This window comes from Sphingomonas bacterium (assembly GCF_903643035.1).
Taxonomy (GTDB): domain Bacteria; phylum Pseudomonadota; class Alphaproteobacteria; order Sphingomonadales; family Sphingomonadaceae; genus Sphingomonas.
In genome coordinates this window covers 1-12,716 of the sequence record NZ_CAHJWW010000062.1, presented here as the reverse complement: position 1 = coordinate 12,716, position 12,716 = coordinate 1, and the positions used below count along the sequence as shown (strand labels likewise).

Below are 12,716 nucleotides of genomic sequence, written 5' to 3'. Positions count from 1 at the left end.
CGGGTCGGCGACACGCCGGGCAGGAACTCGATGAGGCACGCCGGCCGCCCCTCCAGCTCGTGCAGCCACTCGCCCGACCGGTCGGCGATCATCCGCGGCACCGGGTTGCCCCTCGCCGCCAGATGGTCGGTCAGCGCGCGGAAGAAAGGCAGGTCGCCCGCCGCCACCCGCCGCTCGTACAGCGTCAGGATGAAGCGCCCGCGCCCCCGGTCGTCGCCGGTGGTGTCGACGAGGTAGTTGGAGTTCTCCACCCCCTCGGCGATGCCCTTGGCGGACACGAGGTCGCCGACGTCGAAGCCGCCCAGGAAGCGCGCCAGCGCCTCGGCCGGAACGGGCGTGTAGACGGCCATCGCGTGCGGTCAGGCGGCCGCTTCGAGCGCGCGGGGCAGCTTGAACGCGATCGTCTCGCGGCTCGTCTCCACCTCGGTCTCGTGGACCGCGTACCGCAGCGCGAGCGCGTCCCTCACGCCGCGCACCAGCAGCTCGGGCGCCGACGCGCCGGCGGTGAGGCCCAGCGTCGCGACGCCCGCCAGCCAGTCCCAGTCGAGATCGGCCGCGCTCTGGACCAGCCGGGCGCGCGTCCCCTCCCGCTCCGCCACCTCGACCAGCCGGACGGAGTTGGACGAGTTGGGCGCGCCGATCACCAGCAGCGCGTCGCAGCGCGCGGCGATCGCCTTCACCGCCGCCTGGCGGTTCGACGTCGCGTAGCAGATGTCCTCGCCGCGCGGGCCTTCGATCGACGGGAACCGGCGGCGCAGCGTCGCCACGACCTGCGCGGTGTCGTCGACCGACAGCGTCGTCTGGGTGAGGAAGGCCAGCGCGGCGGGATCGGCCGGCGCGACCGCCTCGGCGTCCGCCACCGTCTCGACCAGCGTCATCGCGCCGGGCGCCAGCTGGCCAAGCGTGCCGATCACCTCGGGGTGCCCCGCATGGCCGACGAACAGGATGTGGCGCCCCGCCTCCGCCAGCCGCTCGGCCTGGCGGTGGACCTTGCCGACGAGCGGGCAGGTCGCGTCCAGCCAGTCGAGCCCGCGCCGCCGCGCCTCCGCCGGCACCGCCTTGGGCACGCCATGCGCGCTGAACACCACCGGCGCGCCGTCGGGCACCTCGTCCAGCTCCTCGACGAACACCGCGCCCTTCGCGCGCAGGGCATCGACGACATGCGCGTTGTGGACGATCTCGTGCCGGACGAAAACGGGCGCGCCATGCTTGGCGATGGCGAGCTCCACGATGCGGATCGCGCGATCGACGCCCGCGCAGAAACCGCGTGGCGCGGCGATCAGCAACTCCAGCGGCGGGCAGGCGACGGGCATGAGGCCTGCCTGTCTATGCGATTGCTTGCGCCGACGATAGCCGGTTCCTATGACGCCGCATTGCGCCAGTGTCCCAGACCGGCGTCCCGGCCGAAGGTCCCGGGCATTCTTCCGGGGCGCCGCCTTTTCCCGCGCATCGCGCGTCACTTCGAGGTTCCTGCGTGTTTCCATCCCGCCTGCCCGCCGCTCCGCCCGCTTGCCCCGTCCGGACCGGCTCCGCCCTGGCGGGACGGGGCCTGGCCGGCGTCGTCCTGGCCGGCGCGCTTCTTGCGACCGGCTGCGTGCACCGGGGCGACATCGACGACAGCGGCGGGATCACCGCGGTCCGCTCCGCCTGTCCGCGCGTCGAGGTGGCGGCGGGAACGGGCGACGTGACGCTGTTCGACCCGCCCGCCGCGCGCACCGCCGACGCGATCGACGTGGTCGGCGTCATCACCAACGTGCGCGGCGCCTGCAACGACGAGGCCGATCCGATCGCCAGCACCGTCAGCTTCGACGTCGACGCGCGCCGCCGCGACGCCAGCGGCCCGCGCGATCTGACCCTGCCCTTCTTCCTGACGGTGGTTCAGGGCGGCAACGCGGTGGTCGCCAAGCGCGTCGGCCATGTCGCGCTCCACTTCGACGCCGGCCAGCTGCGCGCGCACGCGACCGGATCGGCGGGGGCGGGCATCAGCCGCGCCGCGGCCACGCTGCCCGACGACGTGCGTCGCCGGCTGACGCAGAAGCGCAAGGCGGGGCAGGAGGACGCCGCCGTCGATCCGCTGACCCGGCCCGAGGTGCGCCAGGCGGTGCTGCGCGCGACGTTCGAGGCGATGGTCGGGTTCCAGCTGACTCAGGACCAGCTGAAGTACAACGCCACCCGCTGACGTGCCGTCCGCCGGCCCCGGTCGATACGGCGGCGGTCGGCACGGCGGCGGTTGACTCGCGCGCGGCGCGCCGCCAGAGAAGGCGAGTCATGGCCGGGCGACCGGCCGGGCAGGCGCGGGAGAGCGCGGACGCCTTTCAGGCGGTCCGCCGCCGAAGGAGCAACCACCCCGGAATCTCTCAGGCACCAAGGACCGCGCCGGGCCACGACACTCTGGAAAGCGTCCCCGCTTGCAGCGGCGGGCCACCGAAGGTGTAATCCCGGATCCGCCGCCCGACGGGCGGCGCCGGGCAAAAGCTCTCAGGTTCCGTGACAGAGGGGGAAGCGTTCGCGGCGGGGATCGATCCCGTCCGATCGTCCCCCATTCTCCGGAGCGCGAGCGATGAGCGACCTTGACCTGCCGGCCGATCCCGGCGCCGTCGATCCCCATGCCACCGCCGTCGCGATCGAGGATGCGCCGGACGGCCAGCTCGAACCGCAGACGCTGCCGCTCGACGGCTGGCACCGCGCGCGCGGCGGACGGATGGTCGCGTTCGCGGGCTGCACCATGCCGGTCCAGTACGAGGGGATCATGGCCGAGCACCTGTGGACGCGCGCGAACGCCGGCCTGTTCGACGTCAGCCACATGGGCCAGCTGACCGTCAGCGGCGAGGGCGCGGAGGCGGCGCTGGAGACGATGCTGCCCACCGCGATCGTCACCGGCCTGCCGCTGGGTCAGGCGCGCTACTCGCTGCTGCTGACCGACGGCGGCGGCATCCTCGACGACCTGATGCTCACCAGGCGCGCGGCGGACCACCTCTATGTCGTCGTCAACGGCGCGACCAAATATGACGACGTCGCGCACATGCTCGATTTCCTGCCCGACGAGGTGACGCTGAACCTGATGGAGGACCATGCGCTTCTCGCGTTGCAGGGTCCACGCGCGGTCGACGCGCTCGCCCGCGTGGTGCCCGGCGTCGAGGCGCTGGTGTTCCTGCGCGGCGCGGCGTTCCACTGGGCAGGCCACGAGTTGTGGATCAGCCGGTCGGGCTACACCGGCGAGGACGGGTTCGAGATCTCCGTGCCCGCCGACGCGGTCGAGGCGCTCGCCGACGCGCTGTGCCGCGAGCCGGAGGTGAAGCCGATCGGGCTCGGCGCGCGGGACTCGCTCAGGCTGGAGGCGGGGCTGCCGCTATACGGCCACGACCTCGATCCCGGGACGACGCCGGTCATGGCGGACCTCGGCTTCGCGCTGTCGAGGCGCCGGTGCGAGGAGGCGAACTTCCCCGGCGCGCAAAGGATCGTGGCCGAGCGCGCGGCGGGACCCGCAGCCAGGCGGGTCGGCCTGCTGGTCGAGGGGCGCCAGCCGGTGCGCGAAGGCGCGAGCGTGGTCGACGCCGACGAGAACGAGGTCGGCCGAGTCACGTCGGGCGGCTTCGCGCCCAGCGTCGGCGCGGCGGTGGCGATGGCCTATGTCCCACAGGCGATGGCGGCGCCGGGTACCGTCGTCACGCTCGTCCAGCGCGGCCGGCTGCACCGCGCAACCGTCGCGGCCCTGCCCTTCGTCCCCCACCGCTACGTCAGAGGAGCAAGCTAGGATGCGGTACTTCACCGAGGACCACGAGTGGATCGACGTCGACGGCGAGGTCGGGACCGTCGGCATCTCCGACTATGCGCAGGGCCAGCTCGGCGACATCGTGTTCGTCGAGGTGCCCGACGAGGGCAAGGCGCTGGCCAAGGGCGACGAGGCCGCGGTGGTGGAGTCGGTCAAGGCCGCGAGCGACATCTACTCGCCCGCGTCGGGCGAGGTGATTGAGGCGAACGGCGCGCTCGCCGACGACTCGTCGCTGGTGAACACCGACCCCGAAGGCGAGGGGTGGTTCTACCGCATCACGCTCACCGACCCGGACGAGCTGGAAAGCCTGATGGACGAGGCCGCCTACGCGAGCTTCGTCGCCAAGCTGTGAGCATCGACGCAGCCCCTTCGATGCCGCCTGCGCCGCCGTTCGGGACAGGCCACCGCTGGGACCCGGCCGCCTATGCCGCCAACGCCGCGTTCGTGCCGGCGATGGGCGGCCCTGTGCTCGACCTGCTCGCGCCCCGGCCGGGCGAGCGGATCCTCGACCTGGGCTGCGGCGACGGCGTGCTGACGGCGCGTATCGTCGAGGCGGGCGCGACGGCCGTGGGCGTCGACGGCTCGCCCGAGATGGTGGCGGCGGCGAGGGCGCGCGGGATCGACGCGCATGTGGTCGATGCGCAGGTGCTGCCGTTCGGCCCGGAGTTCGACGCAGGCTTCACCAACGCCGCGCTGCACTGGATGCTCGACAGGGGCGGCGTCGCGCGGGGCGTGTTCGCCGCGCTGAAGCCCGGCGGGCGGTTCGTCGGCGAGCTGGGCGGGCATGGCAACGTGCGCGCCATCTGGGCCGCCGTCCACGCCGAACTCGCCGCGCGGAGTCATCCGATCCGGGAGCAGGACGCCCATTGGTATCCGACCGTGGAGGCGTTCGCGGCCACCTACGCGGCGGCGGGCTTCACGGATATCGAGGCGCGGCTGATCCCGCGCCCGACGCCGCTGCCGACCGGGGTCGCCGGCTGGGTGGCGACGTTCCGGTCCGGCCTGATGGACGTCGAGCGTCTCTCCGCTGACGAACAGGCGAGCATCGGCGCGGCCGTCGAGCGTCGCTGCGAGGTCGACCTGCACGGACCCGACGGCTGGGTGGCCGACTATGTCCGCCTGCGCTTTTCCATGAGGAAGCCCGACTGATGCGCTACCTTCCCCTGACCGGCCACGACCGCGAGGCGATGTTGTCGGTGATCGGCGTCCATTCGATCGACCAGCTGTTCGCCGACGTGCCCGAGCACGCGCGCCTGCCCGGCCCGATCGAGGAGCTGCCGACCCACGCCTCGGAGCTTGCGGTCGAGCGGCACATGTCGGCGCTCGCGCGGCGCAACACCGTGGCGGGCGAGGGGCCGTTCTTCCTTGGCTGCGGCGCGTATCGGCATCATATTCCCGCGTCGGTCGACCACCTGATCCAGCGCGGCGAGTTCCTGACCGCCTATACGCCCTACCAGCCCGAGATCGCGCAGGGCACGCTGCAGATGCTGTTCGAGTTCCAGAGTCAGGTCGCGCGCCTGCTCGGCACCGACGTCGCCAACGCCAGCATGTACGACGGCTCCACCGCCTGCTGGGAGGCGATCGGCATGGCGCGGCGGATCACCAGGCGCGGCAAGGCGATCCTGTCGTCGGGGCTGCACCCGCATTACGTCCAGGTGGCGCGCACGATGGCCCGCTATGCCGGCGACGTGCTGGAGACGGCCGCGCCGACGCTGACCGCCGATACCGACATGGAGCGGCTGATCGCCGCGATCGATGCGGACACGAGCTGCGTGGTGGTCCAATATCCCGACATCCTCGGCCGCATCGCCGACCTGCGCCCGCTCGCCGCGGCGTGCCACGCGCACAAGGCGCTGCTCGTCGCGGTCGTCACCGAGCCGGTGGCGATGGGCGCGCTCCTGTCGCCGGGCGAGATGGACGCCGACATCGTGGTCGGCGAGGGCCAGTCGATCGGCGTCGGGCTCCAGTTCGGGGGGCCTTACGTCGGCTTGTTCGGATGCAAGGAGAAGTACGTCCGCCAGATGCCCGGCAGGCTGTGCGGCGAGACTGTGGACGCGGACGGCCGGCGCGGCTTCGTCCTGACGCTGTCGACGCGCGAGCAGCATATCCGCCGCGAGAAGGCGACCAGCAACATCTGCACGAACTCCGGGCTTTGCGCGCTGGCCTTCTCCATCCACATGACCTTGCTGGGCGAGGCGGGGCTGCGCCGGCTGGCGGGGATCAACCACGCGGGCGCGGTCCGCGCGGCGGACCGGCTGGCGCGGGTGCCGGGCGTGCGGCTGGTCAACGAGGCGTTCTTCAACGAGTTCACGCTGGACTTGGGCCATGACGCGCGGCCGATCGTGCGCACCCTCGCCGAGCGCGGCGTGCTGGCCGGCGTGTCGCTGGGGCGGCTGTACTCGGGCGAGGACGCGCTCGCCAACGGCCTGGTCGTCGCGGTGACGGAAACGACGACGCCGGAGGATGTCGAGGCGCTGGCGACCGCGCTGGCGGAGGCTTTGGCATGACCCCCCTATCCGTCACCCCGGAACAGGTCCGGGGCGACGTGATCTTTCCGGAGCATATGGCATGACCCTGAACCAGAGCGGCTGGCGTCCCGAGATGAGCGCAGGGGGCAAGGGCGCGCCCACCCACACCGGCAACCGCGCGCTGATGCTGGAGGAGCCGCTGATCTTCGAGATCGGCTCCACCCGCACGACGGGCGTCGACTTCGCGGAGGGCGATGTCGGCCACGACCGGCTGGGCGGGCTCACCCGCCGCGCGGCCATCGGCCTGCCCGGCCTGTCGGAGCCCGAGACGGTGCGTCACTACACGCGCCTGTCGCGGCAGAACTACGCGATCGACCTGGGGCTGTTCCCGCTGGGCAGCTGCACGATGAAGCACAATCCGCGCCTCAACGAGCGCGTCGCGCGCCTGCCCGGCTTCGCCGACGTCCACCCGCTCCAGCCGGTCGACACGGTGCAGGGCGCGCTGGCGGTCGTCAACGAGCTGGCGGTGTGGCTCATCAGGCTGACCGGCATGCACGGCGTCGCGATGAGCCCCAAGGCGGGCGCGCACGGCGAGCTGTGCGGGATGCTGTGCATCAAGGCGGCGCTGGAGAAGCGGGGCGAGGGCCACCGCCGCGTCGTGCTGGTGCCCGAGAGCGCGCACGGGACCAACCCCGCCACCGCCGCCTTCGCCGGCTTCGCGGTGGAGGACATTCCCGCCGCCGCCGACGGCCGGGTCGACACCGCGGCGCTGGAGGAGCGGCTGGGTCCGGACGTGGCGGCGGTGATGATAACCAACCCCAACACCTGCGGACTGTTCGAGCGCGACCTCAAACGCATCTCCGACGCCGTCCACGCGGCAGGCGGCTATGTCTATTGCGACGGCGCCAACTTCAACGCAATCGTCGGCCGCGTGCGGCCGGGCGACCTCGGCGTCGACGCCATGCACATCAACCTGCACAAGACCTTCTCCACCCCGCACGGCGGCGGCGGGCCGGGGTCGGGGCCGGTGGTGCTGTCGGAGGCGCTGTCACCGTTCGCGCCGTTGCCCTTCGTGGAACGGCGCGGGGACGGTCACCTCGCGCTGGTCGAGGAACAGGATGCGGACGACCGGCACCCGGACGGCTTTGGCCGCATGACCGCGTTCCACGGCCAGATGGGCATGTTCACGCGCGCGCTGGCCTATATCCTCAGCCATGGCGCGGACGGTCTGCGCCAGGTGAGCGAGGACGCGGTCCTGAACGCCAACTACGTCCTGCGCAGCCTGGAGGGCACGCTCGACGCGCCGTTCGCAGGCTCGGGGCCGTGCATGCACGAGGCGCTGTTCTCCGATGCGGGGCTCGCCGAGGGCTTCTCGACGCTGGACGTCGCCAAGGGGCTGATCGACGAGGGCTACCACCCGATGACGGTGTATTTCCCGCTGGTCGTCCATGGCGCGATGCTGGTGGAGCCGACCGAGACCGAATCGAAGGCGGCGCTCGACCAGTTCATCGGCGCGCTGCGTGCCGTGGCGGAGCGCGCGAGGGCCGGCGACGCGGACCTCAAGACCGCGCCGCATTTCGCGCCCCGCCGCCGGCTCGACGAGACGCAGGCCGCGCGCAGGCCGGTGCTGGCGTGGAAGGACGCCCCGCTGGCGCAGGCCGCCGAATAGGCGCTTGGCGACGCTGTGTTGGTACGATAGGACACGTCGCGCAACAGCCGGGGGGCGTTCATGCAGCATGGTCAGGTCGTCCAGCCGGGCGGGATCGTCCAGTATCTGATCCCGATCGTCGTGGTGGCGGTCGTGTTCGCCTTCCGCGCGCGGCGCATGACGCGGTCGCGGCCGCTGAAGCTCGGGCAATTGTGGATCGTCCCGACGATCTATCTCGCGATGGTGGCGGCGGCGTTCGCGACCAATCCGCCGAACGGGGCGGGGTGGCTCGCCGCGGCCGGCGGACTGGCGATCGGCTGCGGCCTTGGCTGGTATCGCGGCAAGACGATCGCGATCGAGGTCGATCCTGTGACCCGGACGCTCAGCCAGAAGGCGTCGCCGCTCGGGATACTGGTCCTGCTCGCGCTGGTCGTCGTGAAATCGGCCGCGCAGGCGGGCGGCCGCGCCGCGCATCTCGACGTCGGCGTGCTGACGGACGGGGCGCTGGCGCTGGCGCTCGGCACCTTCGCGGTGATGCGGATCGAGATGCTGCTGCGCGCGCGGCGGCTGCTGCGGGCGGAGCTTGCGGGGCGGTTCGGCTGATCGGGTTTCGCTGGCATGACGCGGCCGGGCTGGGCTATCCGTCGCCGCCATGAAACACGCGCTGCCCGTTACCCGCGAAGCCGACTTTGCCGCCTGGTACCAGTCCGTCGTCACCGAAGCCGATCTGGCCGAGGAGTCGGGCGTGCGCGGCTGCATGGTGATCCGGCCCTGGGGATATGGCATCTGGGAGCGCATCCAGCGGCTGCTCGACGACCGCATCAAGGCGACGGGGCACGAGAACTGCTATTTCCCGCTGTTCATCCCGCTGTCCTATTTCGCCAAGGAGGCTGAGCACGTCGAGGGCTTCGCCAAGGAGATGGCGGTCGTCACCCACCATCGCCTGATCGCCGATGGCAAGGGTGGCCTCGTGCCCGACCCGTCCGCGAAGCTGGAGGAGCCGCTGGTGGTGCGGCCGACGTCGGAGACGGTGATCGGCGCCGCCTTCGCGCGCTGGATCCAGTCGTGGCGCGACCTGCCGGTGCTGGTCAACCAGTGGGCCAACGTCGTGCGGTGGGAGATGCGCACGCGCATGTTCCTGCGCACGTCGGAGTTCCTCTGGCAGGAGGGCCACACCGCCCACGCCACCGCCGCCGAGGCACGCGAGGAGACGCGGGCCATGCTGGAGGTGTACCGCGCCTTCTCCGAGGACGTCGTGGCGATGCCGGTGGTGGCGGGCGAGAAGCCGGAGAACGAGCGGTTCCCCGGCGCGGTCGAGACCTGGTCGATCGAGGCGATGATGCAGGACGGCAAGGCGCTCCAGGCGGGCACGTCGCACTTCCTGGGCACCAAATTCGCGTCGGCGCAGGGCATCCGCTTCCAGAACGCGGCCGGCGAGCTGGAGCTCGCCAACACGACCAGCTGGGGCATGTCGACGCGGATGATCGGCGGCCTCATCATGACGCATGGCGACGACGACGGGCTGCGCGTGCCGCCGCGCCTCGCGCCGTGGCAGGTGGTGATCGTGCCGATGCTGCGCGACTCAGCCGAGGACGAGGCGATCGTCGCCTATTGCAAGGCGTTGCAGGCCGAACTTGCGACCCGGTCCGCGTTCGGCGAGCCCGTCCGCGCGCTGCTGGACCTTAAGCCCGCCAAGGCGACCGCCAAGCGGTGGGGCTGGGTGAAGAAGGGTGCGCCGGTCGTGATCGAGGTCGGCGCCCGCGACGTCGCGGGCGGCAACGTCTCCGTCATCCGCCGCGATCGGCTGTACCGCGAGGGGGGCAAGGTCGATGGCCGGATCCTGCCGCTCGCCGGCTTCGCGGACGACGTGCCGGACCTGCTGGTCGACATCCAGTCGTCGCTCCACGCCGAGGCGCGGGACCGGCTGGAGGCGGGCATCGCGCGCGACGTGACCGACATGGCCGGGCTGGAGGCGCATTTCGCGGACGGCATCCGTCGGCCCGGCTGGGTCGAGGTGCAGTGGAGCCGCCCGACCGGTGCGGCGCTCGACGCGGTGGTGGAGCGGCTGAAGGCGCTGAAGCTGACGATCCGCAACACGCCGGTCGACGCCGCCCCGGCCGACGGCGCGTGCCTGTTCACCGGCGAGCCCGCGGTCGAGCGCATCCTGGTCGCGCGCGCGTACTGAGGCGGGGTGGCGGCCGCGACCGGCCCTAACCATCTAACGTCCGTCTGATACCCAGCTATTTTTTCGAGAAATTACAGCTTGATGCTCGACATCGTTCCGACCGCGCACGCCGACTCCGCTCCCGACCCCTTCCCCGCGATCAGCATCGTCAACCCGATCGCCCCCGCGGTCCCGCCGCGCGACGGTTCTCCCTATGCGCGCGACGAGCTGCTGCACGAGCTGTTCGACGGGAGCTGCGCCGTCCACCCGGACCGCTGCGCGATCGGGCTGATCGGGGCGGATCCGGAGGTCGCCCGCCGCCCGTCGCTGTCCTATGCCGAGCTGCGCGACCGCGCGCTGCGCGTGGCGCGTTTCCTGCGCGACCGGGGCGTGGGGCGGGGCGACCGGGTCCTCGTCTGCCTGCCGCGCGGGCTCGACCAGTATCTCGCGGTCCTGGGAACGCTGTGGGCGGGCGCGGCCTATGTGCCGGTCGACTGGGGATACCCGAAGGACCGGATCGACTTCATCGCGACCGACAGCGGCGCGAGGCTCGCGCTCACCGCATCCGCTCGGCTGGACGAGATGGCGATCCCCGCGGTGGCGCTGGACACCGACCTTGGCGACCTCGCCGCCGCCAGCCCGGCGGCGCTGACCCGCGCCGATACCGGCGCGGAGCCGGGCGACCTTGCGTACATCATCTACACCTCCGGCACGACCGGCCGGCCGAAGGGAGTGATGATCTCCCACGCCAACGCCTGCCATCTCGTCCGTTCCGAAAGCGCCGTGCTGGCGATCGATCCGTCGGACAGGGTGTTCGGCGGCTTCAGCCTGGCGTTCGACATGTCGGTCGAGACGATGTGGAGCGCGTTCTTCGCCGGGGCGGAGCTGCTGGTCGCGTCGGAGGCGCTGGCGAAGGCGGGTCCCGATATCGCCAGGACGCTGGCCGGGCGGGGCGCGACCGTCTGGCATGTCGTGCCCTCGCTGATGGCGCTGGTGGAGCAGGACTGGCCGGCGCTGCGGCTGGTCAACCTGGGCGGCGAGGCGTGCCCGCCCGACCTCGTCCAGCGGTGGGCGCGGCCGGGGCTGCGGCTGCTGAACACCTATGGCCCGACCGAGACGACGGTGACGGCGACCTGGACGCAGGTGCAGGCGGGGCGCCGCGTCACCATCGGCCGGCCGCTGCCCGGCTACGGCGCGTGGATCGTCGACGACCGCCTGATGCCGGTCGCGGCGGGCGCCGAGGGGGAACTGGTGATCGGCGGCCCGGGCGTCGGCGTCGGCTATGTCGGTCGCGCCGACCTGACGGCGGACAAGTTCGTCACGACGCCGTTCGCCGGCCCGTCGGGGCGGCCGGAGCGTGTCTATCGCTCGGGCGACCTCGTCCGGCTCGACGCGAGCGGCGAGATCGAGTTCATCGGGCGGATCGACACGCAGGTGAAGATCCGTGGCTTCCGCGTCGAGCTCGCCGAGATCGAGGCGGTGCTGGGGGAGCAGCCGGGCGTCGCGCAGGCGGTGGTGCAGCTGTTCCGCGACGACGACGGCGCGGAACTGCTCGCCGCCTTTCTCGTCGCGCGGGGGACCGCCGTTCCCGACATGGCGGCGATCCGCGCCGCGGTCGGCGAGCGCCTGCCTAACTACATGCGTCCGGGCGCCTATCGGCTGCTGGACGCGCTGCCGACGCTGGCGGCGTCCGGCAAAGTCGATCGCAAGGCGCTGGTCCGCCCCGCCGCCGATCCGGTCGGCGGGCGCGAACCGATCGCGCCCGCGACGCCCGTGGAGGCGGCGATCCACGCCGTCTGGGCGGCCTCGTTCGCGCCGCAGGCGGTGTCCGTCACCGACGACCTGTTCGAGGATCTGGGCGGCCACTCGCTGAAAGCGGCGCGGCTCGTCTCGGCCATGCGGCGCGTGCCGGGGTATGAGGGCACGTCGCTGGAGGACGTGTACGCCGCGCCGACGATCCGCGCGCTCGCGGCTCGGCTCGCGGCTCGGCTCGCGGCTCGGCTCGGGGGGGTCACGGCCGCGCGACGCACCGGCGAGGCGGATTTCCACCGCACGCCCGACTGGCAGCGCCGGCTGTGCCACGCCGCGCAGACGGTGGCGCTGCTGCCGATCTTCACGGTCGCCGGGCTGCAATGGTTCTTCCCGTATCTCGCCTACACGTTCCTCGCCGCGCGCATGGAACGCATCCCCGCGCTGACGCTCAGCGGACTCAGCTTCGTCCTGATCCCGCCGGCGGCGATGCTGTCGTCGATCGTGGTGAAGTGGCTGGTGATCGGCCGCTATCGCGCCGGCGACCATCCGCTGTGGGGCCTGTATTACTTCCGCTGGTGGTTCGTGCGCCGGTTCATGGACGTGCTCGCGACGCCGTACCTCGCCGGCACGCCGATGATGCGCATCTACTACCGGCTGCTCGGCGCGAAGGTCGGGACGCGCGCCTATCTCGGCCGGACGACGATCGACGCGCCGGACCTCGTCAGCATCGGCGACGACGCGGTCGTGAGCGGCTATGCGATCCTGTCGACCAGCGCGGTGGAGGGCGGCCTGCTGCGGCTGGGCCACGCGACGCTGGGCGACCGCGCCTCGCTCGGCTCGATGGCGGTGCTGGGCCGCGACGCGACGATCGAGGCGGACGGCCTGCTGGACGACCTGTCGGCGCTTCCCGCC

At 72.2% G+C, this 12,716-nt stretch carries 11 protein-coding genes and 1 riboswitch; of the genes, 9 read left to right on the top strand and 2 right to left on the bottom strand.

Annotation, left to right across the window (positions count from 1 at the left end):
• A partial coding sequence (locus tag HUV01_RS05935; RefSeq protein ID WP_174297383.1) for a phosphotransferase occupies positions 1 to 350 on the bottom strand: 350 nt, incomplete at its 3' end.
• A 9-nt stretch (positions 351 to 359) separates the two neighbouring features.
• Positions 360 to 1,313 (bottom strand): 4-hydroxy-3-methylbut-2-enyl diphosphate reductase, encoded by a 954-nt coding sequence (ispH, locus tag HUV01_RS05930; protein ID WP_174297382.1) that lies wholly within the window; start codon positions 1,311 to 1,313, stop codon positions 360 to 362.
• A gap of 221 nt (positions 1,314 to 1,534) precedes the next feature.
• On the opposite strand from ispH, the gene HUV01_RS05925 reads away from it, so the two are divergent.
• From HUV01_RS05925 to HUV01_RS05885, 9 genes are all read left to right on the top strand, one after another.
• Positions 1,535 to 2,179 carry a hypothetical protein gene (locus tag HUV01_RS05925; RefSeq protein WP_438827150.1) on the top strand — a complete coding sequence of 215 codons (645 nt, stop codon included), beginning with the start codon at positions 1,535 to 1,537 and terminating at the stop codon, positions 2,177 to 2,179.
• A gap of 106 nt (positions 2,180 to 2,285) precedes the next feature.
• Positions 2,286 to 2,384: riboswitch (glycine riboswitch) on the top strand.
• A gap of 176 nt (positions 2,385 to 2,560) precedes the next feature.
• Entirely contained in the window at positions 2,561 to 3,754 is a 1,194-nt protein-coding gene (gcvT, locus tag HUV01_RS05920; RefSeq protein ID WP_174297381.1) for a glycine cleavage system aminomethyltransferase GcvT, read from the top strand.
• A gap of 1 nt (position 3,755) precedes the next feature.
• On the top strand, positions 3,756 to 4,124 hold the full coding sequence (gene gcvH, locus HUV01_RS05915; RefSeq protein WP_174297380.1) for a glycine cleavage system protein GcvH: 369 nt from the start codon (positions 3,756 to 3,758) through the stop codon (positions 4,122 to 4,124).
• Between the two features lie 20 nt (positions 4,125 to 4,144).
• On the top strand, positions 4,145 to 4,921 hold the full coding sequence (locus HUV01_RS05910; RefSeq protein ID WP_174297379.1) for a class I SAM-dependent methyltransferase: 777 nt from the start codon (positions 4,145 to 4,147) through the stop codon (positions 4,919 to 4,921).
• The gene (gene gcvPA, locus HUV01_RS05905) at positions 4,921 to 6,279 is read left to right on the top strand and encodes an aminomethyl-transferring glycine dehydrogenase subunit GcvPA (RefSeq protein WP_174297378.1); all 1,359 of its coding nucleotides are present in this window, start codon (positions 4,921 to 4,923) and stop codon (positions 6,277 to 6,279) included. The genes HUV01_RS05910 and gcvPA overlap by 1 nt, the downstream gene beginning before the upstream one ends.
• 61 nt (positions 6,280 to 6,340) lie before the next feature.
• Positions 6,341 to 7,909, top strand: coding sequence for an aminomethyl-transferring glycine dehydrogenase subunit GcvPB (gcvPB, locus tag HUV01_RS05900; RefSeq protein ID WP_174297377.1), 1,569 nt, complete (start codon positions 6,341 to 6,343; stop codon positions 7,907 to 7,909).
• A 60-nt stretch (positions 7,910 to 7,969) separates the two neighbouring features.
• A complete protein-coding gene (locus tag HUV01_RS05895; RefSeq protein ID WP_174297376.1) occupies positions 7,970 to 8,491 on the top strand; it encodes a CcdC protein domain-containing protein in 522 nt (173 codons plus the stop codon).
• 49 nt (positions 8,492 to 8,540) lie between these two features.
• Positions 8,541 to 10,073 carry an aminoacyl--tRNA ligase-related protein gene (locus tag HUV01_RS05890; RefSeq protein ID WP_174297375.1) on the top strand — a complete coding sequence of 511 codons (1,533 nt, stop codon included), beginning with the start codon at positions 8,541 to 8,543 and terminating at the stop codon, positions 10,071 to 10,073.
• Positions 10,074 to 10,154: 81 nt separating this feature from the next.
• Positions 10,155 to 12,716, top strand: a 2,562-nt coding sequence (locus tag HUV01_RS05885) for a non-ribosomal peptide synthetase (protein WP_174297374.1), incomplete at its 3' end; no start/stop codon positions are given.